Source organism: Cupriavidus necator (assembly GCF_040578825.1).
In the GTDB taxonomy this organism is placed as follows: Bacteria; Pseudomonadota; Gammaproteobacteria; order Burkholderiales; family Burkholderiaceae; genus Cupriavidus; species Cupriavidus necator_E.
This window is the reverse complement of record NZ_JBEFLI010000018.1, coordinates 13,760-36,576: the sequence shown is the minus strand read 5'-3', so window position 1 is coordinate 36,576 and position 22,817 is coordinate 13,760. Positions and strand designations below refer to the sequence as shown.

Sequence of the window (22,817 nt, the reverse complement as noted above, 5' to 3'; positions counted from 1 at the left end):
CCCTATTGCTCCGTCTCGCGCATCGCCATGCGGCACACGGCCGCTAGCGCCAGCAGGTTGGGATCGCGCTCGCGCCGGCGCAAAAAGCTCAGCCCGATGGTCTGCTTGATGTCGTACTCGCCCGTCAGTGGCACGAACGCCACGTTGCGCGAATACACGCCGCGCACCCGGCCCGGCAGCAGCGTATAGCCGATGCCGCCGCCGACCAGGTTCATCAGCGAAAAGATATCGCCGACCTTCATCACGAGGTTCGGCGTGAACTCGGCGATGCGGAACGCTTCGACGAAACCGTGATAGGTGACGAAGCCTTCGCTCAGCGCGACGAAGGGCTCGTCGCGGCACGCGCGCAGGTCCACCGCCGGCATCGATGCGTAGCGGGAGTCAGCCGGCGCGGCGAAGAAGATATCGTCCTCGAACAGCGGGATCGATTCGATATCGGGGTCAGGCTCCGGCACCGCCATCAGCGCGGCGTCGATCGAGCCCTGCTTCAGCTTCTGCAGCAGGTCGGCATTGGAGCCCAGCACCAGTTCGGTCTGCAGCTCAGGGCGCCGCAGCTTCAGGCCGATCACGATCTTGGGCACGGTCTGCACCGTCAGCGAATAGAGCGAGCCGATCTTGAGCTGGTCGGCCGAAAAGCCGGCGGCCTCGCGCGTGGCGCGAATGCCGTCGGCCATGGCCTTGAGCACTTCCCTTGCCGTATCCGCCAGCACGTAGGCCGCATCGGTCGGGATCAGGTTGCGGCCCTCATGCCGGAACAGCGCGCAGCTCGTGCCCTCTTCCAGCGAATGCAGCGCGCGGTGCACGCTGACCGTGCTGGTATCGAGGATCTCCGCCGCCTTGGCCAGGTTGCCCGACTCCATGAACGCCAGCAGGGCTTCGAGTTTGCGGAAGGTGATCTCTTCGCCAATGCGGATTCTCATGGTGCTGGGGGCTTAGGTAGATGCGGCCTCCTATCTTAGCCGCGTGGCGCACTCAGAGCACGACAAAGACGAACCACAGCACCACCGGCGCGATCACGGTCACCAGGCCGCCATAGACCATCAGCTTGCGGAAGAAGGCCTGCCGGTCCACGCCCTGGGCGTTGGCCAGCACCAGCGCGCCATTGGTCGAGAACGGGCTGACATCGACGATGGTGGACGATACCGCCATTGCCGCGATAAAGCCGATCGCGCTGACATCGGAGCCCTGCTGCAGGAACGGCACCGCCAGCGGGATCAGCGATCCCAGCACCGCGGTCGACGAAGCGAAGGCCGATACCACCGCGCCGACAAAGCACAGCAGCAGCGCCGCCATCAGCGGCGAAGTCAGGTGCGCGACGCTGTGGCCGACGAAATCAATCGTGCCCATCTTGTCCATCACGCCCACGTAGGTGCTGACCCCGACGATCAGCATGATCTCCGGCCACGACACCTGGGTCAGTGCGCGCTTCTGCAGTTCGGGCGCCATCAGCGTCAGCAGCAGCGCAATGGTCAGCGAGACGAAGCCGATATCGAGCTTGAAGTACAGCGTCAGCACGGCCAGCGCCACCAGTCCGGTCACGGTCAGGTACTGGTACAGGCCGGCCGGGGCCTCGGCGGTGCCAGCGGCATCGTTGCCGAGCATCGCGGCACGGTCTCGCGTCATGGTCTTGCGCTCTTCCATGCCGGCCTCGGCTTCGGCATCGCCATAGACCTGCGCGCCCTGTGCCGGCACGGTGCGCGCGCCGAACGGATCGCCCAGCGCCAGCACGCCGCCCGCGACCGGCTGCGGCGCTGACGCCGGCGACGATGCCGACTGCCGCATCAGCCGCAGGCCGCCCAGCGCGACAAACAGCCCCGCGGCCACCACCAGGTTGACGCCCAGGCTGGCGAACGCCGTCGCCATCTCGTTCAGCGGCAGCCCCGCCTTCTGCACGATCTTGTTGGTGATGCCGCCATAGATGCTGATCGGCGAGAAGCCGCCGCCCTGCGCGCCGTGGATCACCATCAGCCCCATCAGCAACGGGTTGATGCCGTAGCGCGCGGCAAAGCCTAGCGCGATCGGGGCGATGATGGCGACCGCCGCCGGGCTGACCGCGCCCACCGACGTCAGCACCGCGGCAATCATGAACATGATCCACGGGATCGCGGCGATCCTGCCGCCGACCGCGCGCACCGCCAGCCGCACCAGCCAGTCGATGGTGCCGTTGTTCTGCGCCACCGCGAACAGGTAGGTGATGCCGACCAGCGTCAGGAACAGGTCGGCCGGAAAACCGGCCAGGATCGACTTGGCCGGCATCGCGGCCGCGAGGGTGCCCACGAGGAACGCGCCGACAAAGGCCAGCGCGCCCATATTGATGGGAAGGACCGTGGCGATGACAAACATCAGCCCCAGTACGGAAATGGAAATCAGGTGTTGCGACATAGCGGCTCCGTCGCGGACGGCGCGCGTGTCGGCGCTCCCCGCATGGCAGGAAAAGCGAAGGGTTGGCGTCGGCGCAAGGGCGCCGGATATCCTGGCTTCGCCGCTATGGCAACGTGTGGATGAGGCAGGGGGTCAAGTCAGTCTCCTTGGTCCGGGGCATCGCCGGCCTGGCGGGAAGCCAGGCCGGTGCCGGTTCAGTCTTGCTGTTATGGGACCAACGATAAGGTGACAGACCAGGCGCATCAATTAAGCCTGTGCGCCGACTCTTACGCAAAGCGGAACAGCGCATCGGGCAGGTTGTGCCCTGCGCGCCACGCGGGAAGGTGCGCTGCCCCCCGGCAGCGCGCCCGGCCGGCGCTGGTACCGGCCTGCGCTTCGCGCGGATCAGTCCTCCCCGTCCACGTGGCACAGGATCCGGTGCGCCAGCCGCAGGTGGGGCCGGTCGATCATGGTATTGCCAAGCCTTGCCACGCCCGAGGCGCCCACCTTGGAGAAGGCCTCGACCACATGCCGGGCCCAGCGCACCTCTTCCTCCTGCGGCATGAAGGCCTGGTTGATGGCATCGATATGGGAGGGGTGCGCGGCCGCCTTGGCGGTAAAGCCGTCGCGCTTGGCCTGCGCGGCTTCCTGCCCGATCCGCGCGGGATCGGTCAGGCTGGTGCTGACCGCATCGATGGCATCGATGCCGGCCTGCGCGGCCGCCATCAGGCACATGGTGCGCGCCACCGAGAACGGCGCGGTCAGTTCCTTGCCGATATGCGACGAGAACGCGCCCAGGTCGGCGGCAAGATCCTCCACGCCCCACATCAGCGCCCGCAGCCGCATCGGCGCATTGCGATAGGACGACAGGCCAAACACGCCTTCGGACGACTCCGTCGCCATGGCGATGATGGCGACCTCCCATTTTTCGGTCAGCAGCGCGCATTCGAACGCCGCCAGGAAATCGCAGAGCCGGTGCACATCGTCGACGCTCCTGCACTTGGGCAGCACGATCGCGTTGGGCCGGTGCGGGATCACGGCGGCCAGGTCGCGCAGGATATGGCCCGATGCAAGCCCGTTGACGCGCACCAGCAACGCTGGCTCCATCGAATCACGGTGCTTTGCAAGAAACGACACCAGCTTGTCGCGCGCCGCCTCCTTGCCGTGCTCGGGCACGGCGTCCTCGAGATCGAACACCAGGCCGTCCGCCCCGGACTTCAGCGAAGCGGCCAGCTTGCGATCGCTGTCCGCGGGAACGAAGAGAAGGGAGCGCAGGCGCTGTGGCAGGTTGTCGTGCATGGTCGCGGGTTTCCGGAGAACTGTTGTGATGGGTGGCGGCCAGCCCGTTCGCAGTGCTGGCATGCTGCCAACAATGCCAGCGATCGCGCGGCCGCGCAAACCGAGTTTACCGAAAGCAGGTTTCGCCAACGGCGAATGGATCGAAGCCGGCGTCACTGCGCCGACGCCACTCGCCTCAGGAGCCCTCGGGCCTGGGCAGATGCTCGCTGGCCAGCCGCAGGATCTCGCGGGACTGGTAGGCGCTGGCCAGTTGCCGCAGCCTGGCGGCGAAATGCCGGTATCGCGCATCGAGCTCGCCGATCCGCTCGGCCCAGTCGTGGATCTCGCGCATGCTGCCGCGTTTGGCCAGGTAATGCAGCTGTTCGATTTCGGCGGCAGGCGGCACGGCGATCGCCGCGGCAGGCGGCCGCGCGGCATCGGCCTGCGGCGCCGGGTCGTATTCCCATTGAAGGCGCAGCAGCCGCCCGATCTGCAGCAGCAGCGCATCGTGGTCGATGGGCTTGACCAGGAAGACATCCGCGCCGGCGGCAATCGAGCTGGTTTCATCCTCGCCCCGCGCGCTCGCCGAGGTGGCGATGACCGGCACGTCGCGCAGGCCCGCGTCCTGGCGCAACTGCCGGATGGCCTCGAGCCCGTCCAGCCCGGCCATGCAGATATCCATCAGGATCAGGTCCGGCACCGCCTGGCGCGACTGCACGATGGCTGCGAATCCGTTCGCCGCCTGCTCGGTGCCGAACCCGAGGGCGCGAAGCAGGTCGACCAGCACGGCGCGGTTTTCCGCGATGTCGTCGACAACGAGCACGCGGCGGCGCGCGCCGGCGTACCCGACCGCCACAGCAGCCTTGTCTTCATGGCGGCGCTGCGTGGTACCGATCGCCGCATCGATCTCGAACCAGAAGGTGCTGCCGGTTCCGGCCTGGCTACGTAGCCGGATCTCGCCGCCCATCAATCCCACCAGCCGCTGGCTGATGGCAAGGCCAAGGCCGGTGCCGCCCGAGCGCCGCCGCGCATCGCCCAGTTGCTCGAACGGCTGGAACAGCCGCAACTGCTGCTGTTGCGCAATGCCGACGCCGCTGTCCGTGACCTGGAAGCGCAGTCTCGATGTCGCGCCGGCAGCGCCACCTCCCCCGGAAACGGCGACCTCCAGCCGCACATGGCCGCGGTCGGTGAACTTGACCGCGTTCGACAGCAGATTCAGCAGCACCTGCCGCAGCTTTCCCGCATCCGCGCAGACCACCGTCGACGCGGCTTGCGGCGCATGGCAGTCGAACCGCAGGCCCTTCTGCTCGGCCCTGACGCGAATCAGCTCCTCGATCGAGGCCAGCAATTCTGCCAGGCTGAACTCGGTCGGCACCAGCTCCAGCTTTCCTGCCTCGATCTTGGAGAAGTTCAGCAGGTCGTCGATCAGCGTCAGCAACTGCTCGCCGCTGCGCTTGATCACTTCGCCGCGCGCGCGCACGCCTGGCGCAACGTGCTGGTCGCGCATCAGCAGCTGGGCATAACCGAGGATGCCGTTCAGCGGGGTGCGCAGCTCATGGCTGATGGTGGCCAGGAATTCTGTCTTGGCGCGATTGGCCGCCTCCGCCGCGCGCCGCGCTTCGCGCTCTGCTTCGGCCAGCCGCACCGCGGTCTTGTCCGCGGCGATGCCGACATACTCCTCCACCCTGCCGTCCTTGTTCCTGACCGGGTGCGCAATGATGCCGACATGCCGGATGGTGCCGTCCGGCAACGCCAGCCGCATTTCATGCTCGAGCTCGCGCGGATTGCGCAGGCTGTCGGCCACGAATGCATGCAACGCCGGCCGGTCTTCCGGGTGGATCCGGCTCAGGAAGATCTCCGGCGTCGGCTGGACTTCACCGGGCGCGAAGCCGTAGATGCGGTAGTGCTCGTCCGACCAGGTGATGGCACCGGTATCGACATTCCACGCCCAGCTGCCGGTGCGGCTCAGCCGCTGGCCCGCGGCCTGCAGCGATTCACTGCGGCGCAGTTCATCCTCGATGCGCCGGCGCGCCGTAATGTCGCGCGCAATGCCAACCGTCCCCGCCGGCTTTCCGCTGCTGTCCGGGTACGGCGTCTTGATCGTTTCGATCCACGTTGCCGGCCCGGCCGCGTGGCTGTACGGCTCTTCGAAGCGCTGGCGCTCGCCCGAGGCCATGGTCCTGGCGTCATCTGCCAGGCACGCCAGCGCCTGCTCGCGGGGCAGCACGTCGAAGTCGGTCTTGCCGATCAGCTCGGACGGATGCTTCAGGCCAAGCGACTCCGCCAGCGCGCGGTTCGCGGCCACGAAGCGCCCTTCGGTGTCCTTGACCCAGGCGAAGTCCGGGATGTTGTCGAGGATCGCCGCCATCCTGGTATTGGCATCGCGGATTTCAGCGGTATGGCGGTCGATGCGCGCGAACATCGCGTTCAGCGCCTCGACCAGTTCGTCGATCTCGTCGTCCCCGTGCACGGACCGGCGCAGCGTCAATGGCGCGGCGCGCACGCCCGGCACGCGCTTGCGCAATCCTGTCGTGATATCGACGATATGGCGCGTGGCGACGCGATGCACGATCCACAGGATAAAGAGCGCGACCAGGAAGGTCTTGGCCGCATTGCTGGCGAGGATGACGAGGGCCTGGCGCAGGATATCCCGGTACACCTCGTCGAGGCTGGCCTCGACGCGGACCACGCCGACCTGGCTGCGGTCTTCGTCGCAGCAGAAGACCGGAAACTCGCGGACCACCGTATTGCGCTGCGCCGGCAGGCCCCGATGCACCACCAGCGGATGCGTGGACTGCGCGGTCTCGCGCACTTCCAGGTAGCGGATATGGGGCAGTTGCAGCATCCCGTCCAGCTGCTCCTGGACCAGCCGTCCGTCAAGCGACCACAGCGCGCTGCCGAGCGTGCCGGCGTACCCCTCTTCCATCTCGCGGAAGCGATTGTGGATGCCGGCGACTTCCGCCTGGTAGCTCAGCGCCAGCTGCATGGCCGTCAGCAGCAGCGTGATCACGGTGCTGAACAGCACCACGCGGGTCAGCAGGACCACCGCGATCCCCTCGCGCGGGGCATGCCACAGGCGCAACAACCATGCAGGAACGACCGACTTCAACTTGCGAACTCCCCGGTTCTGGACAAACCCCATCGGAACTTTAACGGCTGGAACCGGATTGTGGCCGACCGCAGGTACAAACACCTACCCGCGTGCGACAATGGCGCCCTGGTTCAGTCGTCGGAAAGTCGGAGAGGAGTCGCATGCGGCGGATGCTGGTGGCCTGCCTGATCGGTTTGCTTGCGGCCATGCCCCTCACCGCGGCCTGCGCCACCGAGATCGGCGTGATCCTGGCCGGCAACCGCAGCCAGTTCTGGCAGGTGCTCGCCGACGGCATCCGCAAGGCGGCCAGCGAGCTCGGCGTCAAGATCACCATCCGGGGACCGAATGAAGACGATCCGAAGGCGATCCAGGAAAACCTGCAGGTGCGGATGATCGAGTCGATGCTGGAGCGCAAGGTCGACGGCCTGATCCTTGCCCCGATGCCGGTCGCCGCGCCGGGCACCCCGCCCCGCATTCCCGTGCCGCTGCTGTTGCTCGACCGGGAAAGCAACGACTACACCGCCCCGCTCGTCGCCACCGACAACTTCGCTGCCGGCCGCAGCGCGGCACAGACGTTGCGCGGCAAGCTCCGTCGGGGCGCCCGCATCGGCGTGTTCCGCGTCGCGCCGGACCTGCAGGCCACCACCGCGCGCGAAAACGGCTTTGTCGCCGCGGCGAAGGAACTGGGCTTCGAGGTCGTGATGCAGACCCACCTTGGCTATGACATTCGCGGCATGCAGACCGCCGCGGCATCCGCTTTAGCGTCGCAGACCCGCAAGCTCGACGCCGTCTTCACGCCGCACGACCTCTCCACCTTCGGCGTGCTGCGCGCCATCAGCGGCTTGCCGAAGGACAGGCGCCCGCTGCACGTCGGCTTCGACTACTGGCCCAGCTTCGAACCCAGCCTGAGAGCCGGCGAACTGCACGCCATCGTCGTCCAGCAGCCATTCAACATGGGATACCAGGCATTGCACGAACTGCTGCGCTCGATGAAGGCAAAGGACGCGCCCCGTTCCATTTCGGTCGGCACGCTCGTCATTACCGCGGCCCGGCTGGACGACGCCGATGTGCGCGCGGAGCTGGCACGTTACGAGAAGAGCGCCGCGGCACCGAGCCGTTGAACGCGCACCGGCCCCGCTGTCAGGCAATTCCGAACGAGAATTCAGTGCGCGCTGACTGGCCCCGCGGGTGCGGCGCTGCGCATAATCGGCGCATAACAAGCCTGAAGTTCGAAAGGCTGTGCGCAGCGGATGACTGCATCCGGCACGACCACGCGTGCGGTACGTGACGGTGCAAGACGGCGCATCAAGCGCCGCATCGCACTGACTGCGCCGGCCTTCGCCTGGTACGCGTGGGCTTCGGGATGCGCCGGCTGGCGCGGGGCAGCCGGCCTTCCCCCTCTTTCCTCGCCCCTGTCCTCAGCAGGGCATGAAACACGCCCGCGCTGCCTCGCCCGGCGTCAGGCCCGAGCGGAAATACAGCCGCAACCGCTCGAGCGTGCGGTAGTCCGGCACATACTCCCAGGAGATCAGCCCCGCCTCCAGCGCATATTCATGCAAGGCGGCGGTCCAGGCATACAGATCCCCGGAAACCCGGATTACGCCTGGCAGGACGGTCCCGCCAGCGGTTCCGCCACGGTAATCACTCACGGCTTTCCCCTGACCCTGCAATCGTGCCGAAATGCTTCATGGCTGGCGCGGCGACGGCTTCACGCCCGGCTGGCCCAGTATGCCTGGAGCCGGCTGCCGGTCATCGGCGGAAAGACGTGCCATGCACCGTCACCGTGACGGAAGAACACGATCGACAGCGTGCCGGTGACGCGCTCGGACTCGACCCGCACGAAGCGGCTGCCACAGTCACGCAAGCGGCCGACGTCGGCCACGCGCAACGAACTGGTCAACGTACATCCCAGCCATTTCTCCACCATCGACCGCAACGACTTCTCCTCCGCTTGCATGCTTCCTCCTGGTGTCTCGCGTCCTGTCAGCGCCCTGTTGTTCTGTGCTGGGGTCTGTGCGGCAGGTCCATGTTCATCGTAGGCGCCGGGGTGGGCCAGCGCATTCAGGGGACATTGAAAGCGGGTTCGGGCTTGCCTGATTCCCTTGTAGGGATTTCCCGACAACGGCGGGACGCGAAAAAAGCCCGGCAGAAAGTGGCGCAGCCTACTCCTGCGTGAAGCCGTGCTTGATGGCGTAGCGAATCAGCTCGGCGTTGTTCTGCAGGCCCAGCTTCTGCATCAGCCGCATCTTGTGGGTGCTGATGGTCTTGGCGCTGAGCGAGAAGGACTCGGCAATCTCATTGACCGTCTGCCCGGCGGCCAGCCGCTGCAGCACCTGGAATTCGCGGTCCGACAGCAGCTCGTGCGCCGGCGCGTCCTGGCCGCGCTGGTGAAAGACCATGGCGTCGACCAGGGACGGGTCGATGAATTTGCCGCCTGCCGCCAGCTTGCGGATGGCGCCGATCAGGACCTCGGGGTCGCTGTCTTTCGTCACATAGCCCCACGCCCCCGCACGCAGCGCCCGCGAGGCCACCTGGGCTTCGTTGTGCATGCTCAGGATCAGGATGGCGAGATCGGGCCATTCGGCGCGCACCCGGCGGATCAGGTCGATGCCGCTGACGCCGGGCATGGTCATGTCGAGCAGCAGCAGATCGATCTCGGCGGCGCGCAACTGCTCCAGCACCGCGCCACCGTCCGCCGCTTCCGCGGCGACGACGACATCGGTCGTGGTAGCGATAATCTGCTTCAGGCCACTGCGTACGATGGCATGATCATCGGCAATCAAAACTCGGATCATGGTTGGGCCTCGGGTTGCTCTTCAGGTCTCTCTTCTGGTCGCTCTGTGCGCGGGATTTGAATGGAAACGGTCGTGCCGCTGGTGCCGTCGCTGTCGATTTTCAGGTATCCCCCAATCATCCTGGCACGCTCCTGCATGCCGAGCAGTCCATAAGAATAGCCCTTCAGCGCCGCCGACACATCGAAGCCGCAGCCGTCGTCGCTGACCACCAGCCACACCCCGTCTTCACGGTTGCGCAACGACACCGTCACGCGCGTGGCCCGCGCGTGGCGCGCCGCGTTGGTCAGCGACTCCTGCACGATGCGGAATACCGCGGTCGATACCGGATCCCCGAGCTGGGGCTCAGGCCCCTCGACGCTCAGCCGGCAGCGCGCGCGATGCCTGCGGTTGAAATCCTCGGTAAGCCACTCCAGCGCGGACACCATCCCATAGTTCAGCGCCGCCGGGCGCAAGTGGCTGGCCACGTGCCTGACCATGCCGATGGTACGCTCGACCAGCTCGCGCATCTCGTCCGCTTTCTGCTCGGCGGCGCGATTGCCCGCCAGCTTCATCCGCAGCAACGAGACATCCATCTTCAGCGCCGTCAGCAACTGGCCAAGCTCGTCATGGATCTCCATGGCGATGCGCCTGCGCTCCTCTTCCCGCGCCACTTCGAGGTGTCCCGCCAGCTCGCGCAACTGCTCGCGCGACGCCAGCAGCTCCTGCTCGATACGCTTGCGCTCGGTAATGTCCTGCAGGGTCCCGACCAGCCCGGTACAGCGCCCCGCCGCGTCGCTGCGCCGCTCCGCCTGCAGCTGCACGATATGGTCGCTGACGTCGCCATACTCCAGCCGCACATCGATATTGGCGCTTCCCGGCGCCTTCAGCAATTGCCCCAGCGTGGCGACGACGGTATGCCGGTCATGCGGATGGACATGGCGCAGCAGGCCGCGCAGCGAAGGGATGCGGCCTTCGTCCACGCCGAGGATGCGGCACATCTCGGTGGACAGCCGCATCGATCCGTCAGCGGCGCGCCATTCCCAGTCGCCCAGCCGCGCCAGGCGCTGCGCGTTCGCCAGGCTGGCCTCGCTGGCGGCCACCTTCAGTTCCGCGCGCTTGCGCGCCGTGATGTCATACAAGCCCACGCAGGCCGCGGCGGTTTCGCCAAAGGTGATCGGATTCGCCGAGACGGCGACCCAGAATGACGTGCCGTTGCAGTGGCGGGCCTCGAGCTCCAGCGACTGCACGGTGCCATCGCGCCGCATTTGCGCGACGGCGGCTTCGCGTGCGCCCGCCTCGGCATAGCACTGCCGGATATCGAAGCCAGTTGCCTGTGCCTCGGCAAGCCCGAACAGGTCGCGGAACGGCTGGTTGCAGAACAGGATCCGGCCCTCGTCGAGGGCGGTGATCACCAGCGGCACCGGGCTCGACTCGACGATGGAGCGGAACCTCGCCTCACTGGCCGACAGCGCCGCTTCCGCGCGGCCGCGCTCGGTCACCTCCTGCATCAGGCTGGCGTTGGCGCGCGCCAGTGCCTGCGTACGCTGGCCCACCCGGTATTCGAGTTCATCGCGTGCGCGCAGCAGTTCCTGCTGGGCCGCGCGGCGAATCGTTATCTCTGCCTGCAGGCTGGCATTCTGCCCGGCAAGCTGGCGATGCATCAGCCGCAGCGACAGGTGCGTATTGACGCGCGCCATGACCTCGGCGAGCTGGAAAGGCTTGATCACATAATCGACGCCGCCCACCGCGAAGGCTTGCATCATGTCGGCCGTAGCGGACAGCGCGGTCATGAAGATGACGGGGATGTCGCGCGTCTGCGCCATCGCCTTCAAGCGGCGGCAGGTCTCCAGCCCGTCCATGCGCGGCATCTTCACGTCGAGCAGGATCAGGTCCGGTTGGGAAAAGCAGGCCCGTTCCAGCGCTTCCTCGCCATCCTGCGCCACGAGCACGCAAATGCCTTGCGCCTCGAGGTGTTGGGCGACGATGGCAATATTCGCCGGCACGTCGTCAACGATCAGAATGGAACGCCGCATCTGCGGCTCTTCGGTGTCTTGGCTCACGTTTGCCTGGCTGTTGGTATCGCAGTCGGAAAAGACGTCGCTCTTCCGGTTTTCGCTCCCCCGTCAGCCCCCCAACCTCATACTTTCAACGCGAGTGCAGCATAGCACCGCAGGTTGGCAACACTGCATGGCGTGTCCATCACACCTAAAAATCAAGGCTTTCCTGAAGCGAAAATAGGGAAATCCTTACCCCCTATTGCGAGCCTATTGCGTGGTGCGAGCCTGGTGCGAGCCGACAGGCGCTTCGGCAGCCTGCCGGGGCGTGCTCACTGGCGGGCGGGCACGGTGAATGAAGCACCGCAAAACAACAAGGCGTCCGCGCAGTGGGCGCGGAGGCCTTGGCTGGAAAACTTCGATATCAGGTGGGACGGCGACTCGTCAGTCCTGCAGTCCGGCCGCCAGCGCCTCTACATGAATTCCTTACAGAGAATTAGAAAGAACGACCTACTCATTTAAAAGGGGAGTTCAGGCAGCCGCTAGAAGCCCTGATGTCACTCAAGGCTTCGCATGCGGGACTGGATCGCCTCGGCCAGATCCATCAACGGCCTGCCGAGCGCGGCCTCAATGACCCCGGCGTCTTGCTGGGTCCGTTGCCATCGCCACGCCGATGCGGTTCGAAGGCTATCCGCGCGAGCCTTGGGTCATTGACACCATATCGCCCCTGTCATCACCCTGTCATCCCACACGAAAACAATACGCAGCAACACAGGGCGTAAACGTTCCCTTCACCCCATCGCCGGCCAGCCGCCGGGCACAGGTGGAACATCCAGACGCCCGCTTTTTTTCATACAAAATGAAAACGTTTTCATCCACGGCCACCGACCCAACCCTGGTCGACGTTGCTGAAGCCGCCCGCGTCTCGCTAGCCACTGCCTCCCGCGTCTTCAGCCACCCCAGCATGGTCCGCGACACCACCGCCCAGCGCGTACACGACGCAGCCCGCAAACTGAACTTCCGCCCCAACCTTCTCGGCAGCAAACTCCGCGCCCAGCAAACACGAATGATCGGCGTGATGCTGCCCACGCTCGACAACGCCGTGTTCGCCGAATGCTGGCGCGGCATCGAAGAAGCCGCGCTGGCCGCAGGCTACTCACTGATGCTCGTCACCAGCGGCTACGACCCAACGCGCGAGCGCGAGCGCATCGAATACCTGCTGCGCCATCGCGTCGACGGCATGGTACTGACAGTTGCCGATGCGGCGCGCAGCGCAGTGCTCGATCAGCTCGACGCCGAAGGCCTGCCCTACGTGCTCGCCTACAATCAGGCCGGCGCGCGCAGCCGCCGGCATTCCGTCTCCGTCGACAACCGCGGCAGCGCCTGTGATGGCGTGGAAGCGCTGATTGCAGCGGGGCACCGGCGCATCGTGGTGGTCTCCGGCGCGTTTGTCGCATCGGACCGCGCGCGCCAGCGCTATGCCGGCTACCAGGACGCGATGCGCGCACACGGCCTGACGCCGTTGCCGGTGCTGTCCCTGCCCTCGCACACCGCCAGCAACGCGGCGCAGCTACGCACGCAGATCGACGGGGACGATGCCCCCACCGCCTTCTTCTGCACCAACGACCTGCTGGCGATCGGCGTGATCTCGGACCTGCGAAGACTGGGATTGCGCGTGCCAGACGATGTCTCCGTGCTCGGCTACGACGGCATCGCCCTGGGCAGCGTGATGGAGCCGCCGCTCGCCACCGTGGTGCAGCCCAATCCCGATATCGGCGCGCGCGCCGTCGCCCGCTTGCTGGCGTGGCTGGATGCGCCTGGCGGCGCAGCGCCTGCCAACGCGCGCGTGACCCTGCTGCCGCACGCGCTGCGCGTGAGCGGCAGTATCGCCGCGCCGCCCGATCGCACCAGCCGGCGCACCAACCAGCGCATCTCCCCGCGCAAGTTGCGCGCATCGTGAACTGACGTTTTCCACCGACCGTTGCCAACCAAGGAGCCTCACATGCAACCGTTCTCGTCCTGGCGCCGCCCGCTGCGCCGGCTCACCCTGATGTTTGCCGCGGCCGCGTTCAGCCACGGCGCGTTCGCGCAGACCGCGATCTGCTACAACTGCCCGCCGGAATGGGCCGACTGGGCCGCGCAGATCCGCGCCATCAAGGACAAGACCGGCGTGACCGTGCCGCTGGACAACAAGAACTCCGGCCAGTCGCTGGCGCAACTGGTGGCGGAGAAAGCAAGCCCGGTGGCGGACGTGGTCTACTACGGCGTGACCTTCGGCATCCAGGCCAGGAAGGACGGCGTCACCGCCCCGTACAAGCCGGCACACTGGAACGAGATCCCCGACGGCCTGAAAGACCCGCAGGGCAACTGGTTTGCGATCCACTCCGGCACGCTCGGCTTCATGGTGAACGTGGATGCGTTGCGCGGCAAACCGGTGCCGCAGTCGTGGGCCGACCTGCAGAAGCCCGAGTACAAGGGCCTGATCGGCTACCTCGATCCGGCCAGCGCTTTCGTCGGCTATGTCGGCGCCGTCGCGATCAACCAGGCGCTGGGCGGCTCGATGGACAACTTCGGGCCGGCCTTCAAGTACTTCAAGGACCTGCAGAAGAACCAGCCGATCGTGCCCAAGCAGACCGCCTACGCGCGCGTGCTGTCCGGCGAGATCCCCATCCTGCTCGACTACGACTTCAACGCCTACCGCGCCCGCTACAAGGACCGCGCCAACGTTGCCTTCGTGATCCCGAAGGAAGGCACGGTGGTGGTGCCGTACGTGATGAGCCTGGTCAACAAGGCACCGCACGAGGCCGAGGGCCGCAAGGTGCTGGACTTCGTGCTGTCCGACGCGGGCCAGGCGCTGTGGGCCAATGCCTACCTGCGGCCGGTGCGCAGCGGCGCGGTGTCGAAGGAGGTGCAGGCGCGCTTCCTGCCGGCCACGGAGTATGCGCGCGCCAAACCGGTCGACTTCGCCCGCATGGCCGAGGTGCAGAAGGCCTTCAGCGAGCAATACCTGAAGGAAGTGCGCTGAGACGGCCAACGCCCCAGATGCGCGCCCCGCTCCCACCCACGGGAGCGGGGCATGGAATCCCCGCACGGTAGTCCCTGCCATGACAAAGCGAAATCTCCTGCTGTCCGGCTTCGCGCTGCCCGCGCTGGTCGTCTTCGTCGCGTTCTTCTGCCTGCCGATGGCGCGACTGCTCGCAGTCAGCGTCAACGGTCCGCAAGGTGCCGGCGTGTACTGGACCGTGCTGACCAGTCCGCGCTACCTGCACAGCCTGATGGTCACGGTGCTGCTGTCGGGCGCCGTCACGCTGGCGACGCTCGCCATCGCCGGGATCGCCGGCACCTTCCTGCAGCGCAATGCCGTGCCGGGCAAGGCCGCGCTGGTTGCCGTGCTGACCTTCCCGCTCGCTTTCCCCGGCGTAGTGATCGGCTTCATGGTCATCATGCTCGGCGGCCGCAACGGGCTGTCGGCCATGCTGGGAGACTGGCTCGCCGGCGAGCGCTGGACCTTTGCCTATGGCCTGACCGGCCTGTTCGTGGGCTATCTGTACTTCTCGATTCCGCGCGTGATCCTGACGGTGATGGCGGCGGTCGAGAAGCTCGACGGCTCGCTCGAGGAAGCCGCCCGCTCGCTCGGTGCCAGCCCGTGGCGCGTGGTGCGCGACGTGATGCTGCCCGCGCTGATGCCGGCGATGCTGTCCAGCGGCGCGATCTGCTTTGCGACCAGCATGGGCGCCTTCGGCACTGCCTTTACGCTGGCGACGCAGCTCGATGTGCTGCCGCTGACGATCTACAACGAATTCACCAACTACGCCAACTTCGGCATGGCCGCCGCGCTGTCGATCCTGCTGGGCTCGGTGACGTGGGCGCTGCTGGCCGTGGCGCGCTGGTTCTCCGGCGATGCCGTCGCCGCGACCGCGTAGGAGACTGACCATGTTCCCCGTTCGTCCCCGCCTTCGCTACTGGCTGCAGCTCGCGCTGACGCTGGCGGTCTGCCTGTTCATGATCGTGCCGGTGGTGCTGTCCGTGCTCGCCGGTCTTACCAACAATATCTTCATAGGCGTGGCCAGCGGCCTGACCACGCGCTGGATCGAGGAAGTCTGGTCGCTGTACCGCAACACCATCTTCCTGTCGCTGCGCATCGCGCTGGCATGCCTGGCCTGCACGCTGGTGCTCGGCGTTCCCGCCGCGTACTACATGGCGCTGCGCCGCAACCGCGTGACGCGGCTGATCGAAGAGCTGCTGATGCTGCCGGTGGCCATCCCCGGCCTGGCCACCGCGCTCGGCCTGATCCTGCTCTACGGCCAGTGGCAGGCGCTGCGCACGAGCTGGGTCTTTATCCTGATCGGCCACGTGCTGTTCACGCTGCCGTTCATGGTGCGCAGTGTGCTGGCGATCCTGTCGGCCATCGATATCCGCACGCTCGAGGAAGCCGCTTCGAGCCTGGGTGCGAGCCGCATGCAGCGCTTCTTCACCGTGATCCTGCCCAACTGCCGCCAGGGCATCCTGGCCGGTGCGCTGATGGTGGTCACGCTGTCGGTCGGCGAATTCAACCTGACCTGGATGCTGCACACGCCGACCACGCAGACGCTGCCGGTGGGGCTGGCCGACAGCTATGCGTCGATGCGGCTGGAGATCGGCTCGGCCTACACTATCGTCTTCTTCGTCATGATCATTCCGCTGCTGGTGCTGATGCAGGCGCTGACCGCCATGGGCGCGCGCGCCCGCAAGCATGTCCGCGCCGATGCGCCGGCGCTTGCCGCTGCGCCCCCGGCCGCGTCCCTCTCCGCGCCCCTCCCCGCTGCGCCGGCCGCCACCTCCACCGAGACCCGCCATGCATGAACCCACCACCATCCGCCTGCGCCACTGCGGCAAGACCTTCGCCGACGGCGCGCTGGCGCTGCAACCGCTGGACCTCGATATCGGCGCGGCCGAGACGCTGGTGCTGCTCGGCCCCTCCGGCTGCGGCAAGACCACCACGCTGCGCATCATCGCGGGACTGGAATCACCGGATGCCGGCGGCGAGGTCTGTTTCGGCGACCACAACGTGACCGCGCTGCCGATCGAAGCACGCGGCGTCGGCATGGTGTTCCAGAACTATGCGCTGTTTCCCAACATGACCGTGGCCGAGAACATCGGCTACGGCCTGCGCGTGCGCCGCGTCGACGTCGCCACGCGCCGGCGCCGCATCGACGAGATGCTCGGCATGATGCATCTCGGCCCGTTCGCCGACCGCCGCGTCGACCAGCTTTCCGGCGGCCAGCGCCAGCGCGTGGCACTCGCCCGCGCCATCGCCGTGCAGCCGCGCGTGCTGCTGCTGGACGAGCCGCTGACCGCGCTGGATGCCAAGTTGCGCGACACGCTGCGCGCCGATATCAACCAGCTGCTGCGCAGCCTGCATATCACGGCCGTCTATGTGACCCACGACCAGGCCGAAGCGATGGCGCTGGGCGACCGCATCGTCGTGATGGAGCGCGGCCGCATCGCGCAGGCGGGCACGCCGCAGGACATCTACCGCGCGCCGGCCAATGCATTCGTCGCCGATTTCATCGGCACGATGAACCGGCTGCCCGCGACGGCTGAGGCCGGCATCTGGCGCGTGCCGGGCGGCGCGTTGCCGCGCGACGGCGCCGCTCCCGCCAGCGGCTCCGCCCAACTGATGTTCCGGCCGGAGGATGTGGCACTGGCGGACGCGCATGACGCGCACCTGCACGGCACGGTCGTGACCGCGCTGTTCCTCGGCAACTGCACGCGGCTGCTGGCGGATGTCGGCGCCGGCGCGCCACTGATCGTCGATACCACGCGGCGCGACGGCTGGCGCGCGGGCGACCGCGTCAGCCTGCGCATCGATACCGCGCACATGATCACGTTGGCGCAGGCGCAGGCAGCATGACGGCACCCTATCTCGTCGCACATGTGACCGACCTGCATATCAAGGCCGGCGGCAAGCTGTCATACCGGATGGTCGATACCGCCGGCGCGCTGCATCGCTGCATCGATACGCTGCTGGCCGCGCGGCAACGCGCCGACCTCGTCGTCATTACCGGCGACCTTGTGGACTTTGGCACCGAAGCCGAATACCGCTTCCTGCGCGACATCCTGCAGCGGCTGCCGATGCCCTGGCTGCTGCTGCCCGGCAACCACGACAGCCGCAGCGCGCTGCGCGCGGTCTTTACCGACCACGACTATCTGTTCGCCAACGGCGATGGCGAGGCGCCGGTCCACTACGCGGTCGACGCCGGGCCGCTGCGCATTGTCGGCTTCGACTGCACGGTGCCGGGTAAGCCGGGCGGACGTGTCGATGCCGCGGCACTGCCGTGGCTGCAATCGACACTCGCCGGCGCGCCGGCCACGCCGACGCTGTTGCTGCTGCACCATCCGCCCTTCCACACCGGCATCGGGCATATGGACGAGCAAGGGCTGGAAGATGCGGCCGCGCTGGAGGCCGTGGTGCGGCAACATGCGCAGGTTGAGCGCGTACTCTGCGGCCACCTGCATCGGCATATCACCCGCCGCTTCGGCGGCACCATCGCGATGACTGCGCCGGGGCCGGCGCATCAGGTCGCGCTCGATCTCGATCCGCATGCACCGTCGCGGTTCCGCATGGAGCCGCCCGGCTACCTGCTGCACTGGTGGCACCCGCAGCATGGGCTGGTGACGCATGCGGCGGCGATCGGGGATCATGGGCCGGCGCATCCGTTCTTCGATGGCGAAGGGAAGCTGATCGATTGAGCGGTGGTTAGGGATATGCCAAAGCCGCCAGCCTTCCAGGCGGCAATGGTGGCCTCCTCAGTGCGACATGAAGACCGGCAAGGCAGTCTGGCGCAGCAAGGCGCGGGTGGTGCCACCCAGCACGAGCTCCCTCAGCCGGGAACGGCCATAGCCACCGGCAACCAGCAGGTCGGCCTGCACCGTGCCCGCCAGCTGCGGCACAACGTGGTCGGGGTCGCCTTCCGCGACCACCAGGCTGGCGTTGATGCCATGGGCCGCCAACCATGCGGTCAGCCGCTTCCCGCTGTCACGGTAGGCCTCTGCCTCAAACTCCCCGCCTTTCTTGCCTGTGCTGACCAGCAGGACAGAAACAGCGCTGGCGTGCGCCAGCCACGGCAGCGCGTCCGCTACTGCCCGCGCTGCCTCGCGGCCGCCGTTCCATGCAATGGCGACCCGGCCGCCCAGTTGCGGCACGGCTGTGCCCGGCACCAGCAAGACGGGGCGGCCGGCATTGAGCATCACATACTCCGCCACCCCGGCCAGCAGCGCCGGCACATCGGCATCCGCCGATGGCGGTCCGGGCAGGATAAGGTCGGCGAAACGGCCCTCCTCGGCCAGCGCCCAGCCGGGCTCGGCTTCGATCACGATGTGCCGGGTGGGAATCGTCGGCGACACGCGCGCAATCAGCGTGTCCAGGGCTGCCTTGTGCTCGACGGCCAGCTGCTGCAGTTCGCTCGCAGCCAGCGCCACGTATTGCCCGGCGTTTTCGCCCGCACCGCGAAACGGCTCCAGGTGCGTTCCGGCCGCAGTCAGTCCGACGACGCTGCCGCCGAACTTTTCGGCAAGCCGTGCCGCCGTTTCCATGCGTGCCGGCCGGGCAGCATCCTCGCGGAGGTCGACAAGGATCGTTCTGAAGTCCATGGCGTTTCCTGTGGTTCGGTCAACGATGGGAAAAGGGCGGATCAGCAGGCGCCTTGCGGGTCGGTAAAGCCGGTCGCCAGTCCACACCTTCAGTCTAGGTAACGCCACAGCTTGATCGAGATGCGCCGCATACTCCGCCCTTCCGGGCGGGGAAGGATAGCGCGACGGTGAGGCGGCTCAATGCCGCCGTAACCGTCTAATGTGGCGTATCCGCCAGAAACTGTGCGGTGGTGCGCTATGGTTGCCAAGCAAGGCGAAAGCCAGAGTCCAGCGCATCCACGCCCGCATCGGCAACGCCCACCGCGATTACCTGCACAATTCCCTCCTTTTCCGCCGTCAGGCGGTGGCCGCAGGCCTAAGGAGGGGAGGATGTCAAGACTGAACAAGACCCGCGGGGGCAGCACGGGATCGCCTGCCCTTGCCCGGACACGAACGCCGATACCGCAGATTCTGCGTTCCAGGCAATGCAGTTCGCAATTCGATGTGGACTGCGGCGGCAAAATCAGCGTCTTGCATGCCAACGTTGCTCTTATGCTGCATGGCATGAGTCCGACCGTCGCCCCTTCCCGACCGCGCGCCACAGCCACCATCGTGGACGACCACGCGCACCCCCGCCTGGGCGCCGCGCTCACATACATCCACCAGCATCTGGGCGATCCCCTGCCACTGCCCCTGCTTGCAGACCTTGCCCGACTGAGCGTCGGACGCTTCGTGACCGTGTTCCGGCAGGCGGTGGGGATGACGCCGCACCGCTACATCTGCCTGAAGCGCATCCGGCACGCACAGTGCTTGCTCAGGCGCGGCCACTCTCCGGCACTGACCGCGCACGAGTGCGGCTTCTACGACCAGAGCCACCTGACGCGCTGCCTGAAGAGCGTCTGCGGCATGACGCCCCGGCAGTTCCAGACGGCGAGCGCCTCGCTGCCCGCCGATACGGGCCGCAGCCCGCCACTGCCCATCGCTCAGGTGGTCGAGGGAAACAGGCGTTCGATCGGATAGTGCGTCTTGATGAAAGGCGACTTGATCACGATAAAGCTGAAGTACTTCTCGATGCCGATATTGCGCTCCAGCAGGCTTTCCATCAGTTCCTGGTAGTGGTTGACGCCACGGGTGATGAACTTGAGCAAGTAGTCATAGCCGCCGCTGACAAGGTGGCATTCGATGATCTCGTCCACCGCGCTCACCGCCTTCTCGAAGCGCGCAAAGTCCTCGCGATGGTGGTCCTCCAGCGTGATCTCGGTGAACACTGTCAGGATATCGCCCAGCTTGTCCATCCGGATCTGCGCGCTGTACCCGCCGATATAGCCCGCCTGCTCCAGCCGCTTGACGCGGATCAGGCACGGGCTGGCGGAAAGACCCACCGCATCGGCGAGGTCGACGTTGGTCATGCGGCCGTTCTTTTGCAGCTGGGCAAGGATGCGGAGGTCGAGTCGGTCAAGTTTGATGGGGGCGGACATGGGCTTTCAGGGCTGGAATGACTGAATCACATTCTCCCCGCCTGGTTCGGCGAGGGCAATCGGGGCACGCCCGGAAAGTAAGGCACCGCATCGCCTTTCAGTAACCTTTCGCACGGTCCACCAGCCCGATCGGCGGCTCGCCGCGCTGCAGGCGGCGCAGATTGTCGATGACGACCCGCGCCGCCGTGTCCGGCTGCGTCATGCTGGCAATATGCGGCGTGAGCCAGACGTGGGGGTGGCGCCACAACGGGTGGCCACCAGGCAGCGGCTCGGGGTGCGTGACGTCTAGAATCGCATCGCCGATCTGCCCTGCCTCCAGCGCGGCCAGCAGGTCGGCATCGTCCAGTTGCTGCCCGCGTCCGACATGCACCAGCCCTGCTCCATGTGGCAGCGCGTCAAACACGCGAGCGCTCAATACTCCACGCGTTTCATCGGTCAGCGGCAGCAGGCAAACGAGGATATCGGTGCGCGCCAGGAACGCATCCAGGCTCTGCGCGCCGGCATAGCACTGCACCCCTTCCAGGATGCGCGGCGACCTTGCCCAGCCGGCACAGTCGAAGCCGAACAGCCGCAGCCGCTGCAGCACCGCCTGGCCCAGCGAGCCCAGACCGAGCACGCCGACGCGGCACTCGTGTGCCGGGCGCACCTGCAGCGGCCGCCACGTTTCCTGCGCCTGCTGCCGCCGGTACGCCGGCATGTCGCGATGCAGCGCCAGCACGGAAAACACCACGTACTCCACCATCCCGTCGATGATGCCGGGCTCGATCATCCGTACCAGCGGCACGTGCGCAGGCAGCGCGTCCAGGTCGAACTGGTCGATGCCGGCCCCCGTTGAAAACAGTACCTGCAGGTTCGGGAACTGCTCTGCGATGCGCTCCGGCGCCTCCCAGGCTGCCAGGTAGCGGACCTGTTCGGGATCGCCGATATCGGGCCAGATGCGGAAGTGGATGCCGGGCGCCTCGCGCGCGAAAACCTCGGCCCAGGCGCGGCCGCGCACGGGATCCGCCTTGTAAAGGAAAGTTGTGTCTAGATGCATTGTTGCTATCCGAGGGCCTTGTCGGCCAGCGCAAAGGGAAGGAAGGGTGCCGTTGGCGAAGCCGGGGTGCCGCGCGCCAGCACCGTCGCGTCGGCGACATGCGCCAGGCCCAGGCAGCCGAGCCAGTCTTCGAGTTCGCCATTGGCGTGAACGTCCAGACGCAGCACGCGCCCGGTCACAAGGCCGGCCAGGTACGCGATCATGGCCTTGGCCGACATCGCGCACGGGGCGACCACGGGGCCGACCATCGCGCCGCGGCCGAAGCGCCGCAGGATCGCGAAGCCGCGCGGCCCGTCGGGGTGATCGAGCACCACAGTGCCGATCGACTGGCGCAGCCAGGCCTGGATCATCGACGGGCGTGCAACACCGCGGGCACCCTGCTCCATGCCGACCAGCAGTTGCAGGTCATTGCGACCGCCGGGCCGCAGGCGGCAGCCTTCAGGCAGCGCCATCAACGGCGCGGGCAATGCCTTGCCCTCGTACTGATGCACCTCGCCGATACGCTCGAATCCCATGCGCGCATAGAAGCGATGCAGCTTGCCGGGGGCGTGCAGCAGCACGGTACGGCCGTCCAGGCCGGCACACAGCGCCTCCAGCAATACGCTGCCAATGCCGCGTTCGCGGAAGGCCGGGGCGACCACGAGCAGCCCGACCGACGCGCCGCGTTCATCCCACAGCCAGCGCATGCCGACACCGACCACCGCGCCGCCGACTTCGGCAACGCGGCCCTCGCCCATCTGGAACAGCATCTTCCAGTCGCTGAGGCGATGCGGCCAGCGTACAGCTTCGGAAAGCGAAAGCGCGACGGGCAGATCGGACTGCGCCATCACGCGGATGGCGGGCGGTCCATCGCTTGCACGGAGTGGGAGCTGCGCGGAGTTCATTGCAATAGAGGCCAGCGCCTATAGGGGCCAGCGAGGGGCCAGCGCCGGACGAAAAGAAAGAGCCCTGATGATGCGATGAACCGGCAAGGCCGGGATAGGAAAAATTTGCTGCGTCCGACGATGCACTGATGCTGTGCGATGTCTAGGGTAATCCCGAGGATTGTTGCGGTGCACATGCACGTACGCCGTGCGCATGGCAGGCAATGCCAAACCGCCCACGCGAAACCGCAGGTTTTACTGCCATGGCTTGCAATACCCCACAAAGCCACCGGTCGCACATGCTTCAATGTCAGGGAAATGACACGCTGCG

At 66.8% G+C, this 22,817-nt stretch carries 20 protein-coding genes; 8 read left to right on the top strand and 12 right to left on the bottom strand.

All coding sequences use genetic code 11. From position 1 onward, the window contains the following. Positions 1 to 2 precede the first annotated feature (2 nt). From AB1I47_RS11515 to AB1I47_RS11500, 4 genes are all read right to left on the bottom strand, one after another. On the bottom strand, positions 3 to 920 hold the full coding sequence (locus AB1I47_RS11515; RefSeq protein WP_354683884.1) for a LysR family transcriptional regulator: 918 nt from the start codon (positions 918 to 920) through the stop codon (positions 3 to 5). Between the two features lie 52 nt (positions 921 to 972). Further along, positions 973 to 2,382, bottom strand: a complete 1,410-nt coding sequence (locus AB1I47_RS11510) for an SLC13 family permease (RefSeq protein ID WP_354683883.1) — start codon at positions 2,380 to 2,382, stop codon at positions 973 to 975. Positions 2,383 to 2,766: 384 nt separating this feature from the next. Next, positions 2,767 to 3,660, bottom strand: a complete 894-nt coding sequence (locus tag AB1I47_RS11505; protein ID WP_354683882.1) for an HpcH/HpaI aldolase/citrate lyase family protein — start codon at positions 3,658 to 3,660, stop codon at positions 2,767 to 2,769. 175 nt (positions 3,661 to 3,835) lie between these two features. Then, positions 3,836 to 6,748, bottom strand: a complete 2,913-nt coding sequence (locus tag AB1I47_RS11500) for a PAS domain-containing protein (RefSeq protein ID WP_354683881.1) — start codon at positions 6,746 to 6,748, stop codon at positions 3,836 to 3,838. A 143-nt stretch (positions 6,749 to 6,891) separates the two neighbouring features. Between AB1I47_RS11500 and AB1I47_RS11495 the strand changes: the two genes are divergently transcribed. Further along, the gene (locus tag AB1I47_RS11495; protein WP_354683880.1) at positions 6,892 to 7,851 is read left to right on the top strand and encodes a substrate-binding domain-containing protein; all 960 of its coding nucleotides are present in this window, start codon (positions 6,892 to 6,894) and stop codon (positions 7,849 to 7,851) included. Positions 7,852 to 8,148: 297 nt separating this feature from the next. Here AB1I47_RS11495 and AB1I47_RS11490 read toward each other — a convergent pair whose 3' ends face one another. From AB1I47_RS11490 to AB1I47_RS11475, 4 genes are all read right to left on the bottom strand, one after another. Then, entirely contained in the window at positions 8,149 to 8,379 is a 231-nt protein-coding gene (locus AB1I47_RS11490; protein ID WP_354683879.1) for a hypothetical protein, read from the bottom strand. A 59-nt stretch (positions 8,380 to 8,438) separates the two neighbouring features. Beyond that, positions 8,439 to 8,687, bottom strand: coding sequence for a hypothetical protein (locus AB1I47_RS11485; protein ID WP_354683878.1), 249 nt, complete (start codon positions 8,685 to 8,687; stop codon positions 8,439 to 8,441). A 205-nt stretch (positions 8,688 to 8,892) separates the two neighbouring features. Beyond that, positions 8,893 to 9,525: a response regulator transcription factor gene (locus AB1I47_RS11480; RefSeq protein WP_354683877.1), complete on the bottom strand. Its 633-nt coding sequence runs from the start codon at positions 9,523 to 9,525 to the stop codon at positions 8,893 to 8,895. Further along, positions 9,522 to 11,537 carry a hybrid sensor histidine kinase/response regulator gene (locus tag AB1I47_RS11475; RefSeq protein ID WP_354683876.1) on the bottom strand — a complete coding sequence of 672 codons (2,016 nt, stop codon included), beginning with the start codon at positions 11,535 to 11,537 and terminating at the stop codon, positions 9,522 to 9,524. Before AB1I47_RS11475 ends, AB1I47_RS11480 begins: the two co-directional genes overlap by 4 nt. 820 nt (positions 11,538 to 12,357) lie before the next feature. Here AB1I47_RS11475 and AB1I47_RS11470 point away from each other — a divergent pair. The 6 genes from AB1I47_RS11470 (at position 12,358) to AB1I47_RS11445 (ending at position 18,230) form a co-directional block, all read left to right on the top strand. Next, positions 12,358 to 13,458 carry a substrate-binding domain-containing protein gene (locus AB1I47_RS11470; RefSeq protein WP_354683875.1) on the top strand — a complete coding sequence of 367 codons (1,101 nt, stop codon included), beginning with the start codon at positions 12,358 to 12,360 and terminating at the stop codon, positions 13,456 to 13,458. 42 nt (positions 13,459 to 13,500) lie between these two features. Beyond that, a complete protein-coding gene (locus AB1I47_RS11465) occupies positions 13,501 to 14,523 on the top strand; it encodes an ABC transporter substrate-binding protein (RefSeq protein ID WP_354683874.1) in 1,023 nt (340 codons plus the stop codon). A gap of 79 nt (positions 14,524 to 14,602) precedes the next feature. Continuing rightward, complete coding sequence (locus AB1I47_RS11460; RefSeq protein ID WP_354683873.1) at positions 14,603 to 15,421, top strand: ABC transporter permease; 819 nt, start codon at positions 14,603 to 14,605, stop codon at positions 15,419 to 15,421. 10 nt (positions 15,422 to 15,431) lie between these two features. Further along, entirely contained in the window at positions 15,432 to 16,340 is a 909-nt protein-coding gene (locus AB1I47_RS11455; RefSeq protein WP_354683872.1) for an ABC transporter permease, read from the top strand. Continuing rightward, complete coding sequence (locus AB1I47_RS11450; protein WP_354683871.1) at positions 16,333 to 17,391, top strand: ABC transporter ATP-binding protein; 1,059 nt, start codon at positions 16,333 to 16,335, stop codon at positions 17,389 to 17,391. The genes AB1I47_RS11455 and AB1I47_RS11450 overlap by 8 nt, the downstream gene beginning before the upstream one ends. Next, entirely contained in the window at positions 17,388 to 18,230 is an 843-nt protein-coding gene (locus AB1I47_RS11445; RefSeq protein ID WP_354683870.1) for a phosphodiesterase, read from the top strand. Before AB1I47_RS11450 ends, AB1I47_RS11445 begins: the two co-directional genes overlap by 4 nt. A gap of 57 nt (positions 18,231 to 18,287) precedes the next feature. On the opposite strand, the gene AB1I47_RS11440 is transcribed toward AB1I47_RS11445, so the two are convergent. After that, complete coding sequence (locus AB1I47_RS11440) at positions 18,288 to 19,130, bottom strand: universal stress protein (protein WP_354683869.1); 843 nt, start codon at positions 19,128 to 19,130, stop codon at positions 18,288 to 18,290. A gap of 369 nt (positions 19,131 to 19,499) precedes the next feature. Here AB1I47_RS11440 and AB1I47_RS11435 point away from each other — a divergent pair, with 369 nt between their 5' ends. Further along, the gene (locus AB1I47_RS11435) at positions 19,500 to 20,129 is read left to right on the top strand and encodes a helix-turn-helix transcriptional regulator (RefSeq protein ID WP_354683868.1); all 630 of its coding nucleotides are present in this window, start codon (positions 19,500 to 19,502) and stop codon (positions 20,127 to 20,129) included. Here AB1I47_RS11435 and AB1I47_RS11430 read toward each other — a convergent pair. From AB1I47_RS11430 to AB1I47_RS11420, 3 genes are all read right to left on the bottom strand, one after another. Then, positions 20,093 to 20,587 carry an Lrp/AsnC family transcriptional regulator gene (locus AB1I47_RS11430; RefSeq protein ID WP_354683867.1) on the bottom strand — a complete coding sequence of 165 codons (495 nt, stop codon included), beginning with the start codon at positions 20,585 to 20,587 and terminating at the stop codon, positions 20,093 to 20,095. The genes AB1I47_RS11435 and AB1I47_RS11430 overlap by 37 nt on opposite strands. Before the next feature lie 97 nt (positions 20,588 to 20,684). Next, positions 20,685 to 21,623, bottom strand: coding sequence for a 2-hydroxyacid dehydrogenase (locus AB1I47_RS11425; protein ID WP_354683866.1), 939 nt, complete (start codon positions 21,621 to 21,623; stop codon positions 20,685 to 20,687). 5 nt (positions 21,624 to 21,628) lie between these two features. Continuing rightward, positions 21,629 to 22,450 carry a GNAT family N-acetyltransferase gene (locus AB1I47_RS11420; protein ID WP_354683865.1) on the bottom strand — a complete coding sequence of 274 codons (822 nt, stop codon included), beginning with the start codon at positions 22,448 to 22,450 and terminating at the stop codon, positions 21,629 to 21,631. Between the last annotated feature and the right edge of the window lie 367 nt (positions 22,451 to 22,817).

Coding starts and splice junctions, on each gene's coding strand:
- AB1I47_RS11515 (WP_354683884.1), bottom strand. CDS start 920: ATGAGAATCCGCATTGGCGAAGAGATCACCTTCCGCAAACTCGAAGCC.
- AB1I47_RS11510 (WP_354683883.1), bottom strand. CDS start 2,382: ATGTCGCAACACCTGATTTCCATTTCCGTACTGGGGCTGATGTTTGTC.
- AB1I47_RS11505 (WP_354683882.1), bottom strand. CDS start 3,660: ATGCACGACAACCTGCCACAGCGCCTGCGCTCCCTTCTCTTCGTTCCC.
- AB1I47_RS11495 (WP_354683880.1), top strand. CDS start 6,892: ATGCGGCGGATGCTGGTGGCCTGCCTGATCGGTTTGCTTGCGGCCATG.
- AB1I47_RS11485 (WP_354683878.1), bottom strand. CDS start 8,687: ATGCAAGCGGAGGAGAAGTCGTTGCGGTCGATGGTGGAGAAATGGCTG.
- AB1I47_RS11480 (WP_354683877.1), bottom strand. CDS start 9,525: ATGATCCGAGTTTTGATTGCCGATGATCATGCCATCGTACGCAGTGGC.
- AB1I47_RS11475 (WP_354683876.1), bottom strand. CDS start 11,537: ATGCGGCGTTCCATTCTGATCGTTGACGACGTGCCGGCGAATATTGCC.
- AB1I47_RS11470 (WP_354683875.1), top strand. CDS start 12,358: ATGAAAACGTTTTCATCCACGGCCACCGACCCAACCCTGGTCGACGTT.
- AB1I47_RS11465 (WP_354683874.1), top strand. CDS start 13,501: ATGCAACCGTTCTCGTCCTGGCGCCGCCCGCTGCGCCGGCTCACCCTG.
- AB1I47_RS11460 (WP_354683873.1), top strand. CDS start 14,603: ATGACAAAGCGAAATCTCCTGCTGTCCGGCTTCGCGCTGCCCGCGCTG.
- AB1I47_RS11455 (WP_354683872.1), top strand. CDS start 15,432: ATGTTCCCCGTTCGTCCCCGCCTTCGCTACTGGCTGCAGCTCGCGCTG.
- AB1I47_RS11450 (WP_354683871.1), top strand. CDS start 16,333: ATGCATGAACCCACCACCATCCGCCTGCGCCACTGCGGCAAGACCTTC.
- AB1I47_RS11445 (WP_354683870.1), top strand. CDS start 17,388: ATGACGGCACCCTATCTCGTCGCACATGTGACCGACCTGCATATCAAG.
- AB1I47_RS11440 (WP_354683869.1), bottom strand. CDS start 19,130: ATGGACTTCAGAACGATCCTTGTCGACCTCCGCGAGGATGCTGCCCGG.
- AB1I47_RS11435 (WP_354683868.1), top strand. CDS start 19,500: ATGTCAAGACTGAACAAGACCCGCGGGGGCAGCACGGGATCGCCTGCC.
- AB1I47_RS11430 (WP_354683867.1), bottom strand. CDS start 20,587: ATGTCCGCCCCCATCAAACTTGACCGACTCGACCTCCGCATCCTTGCC.
- AB1I47_RS11425 (WP_354683866.1), bottom strand. CDS start 21,623: ATGCATCTAGACACAACTTTCCTTTACAAGGCGGATCCCGTGCGCGGC.
- AB1I47_RS11420 (WP_354683865.1), bottom strand. CDS start 22,450: ATGGCGCAGTCCGATCTGCCCGTCGCGCTTTCGCTTTCCGAAGCTGTA.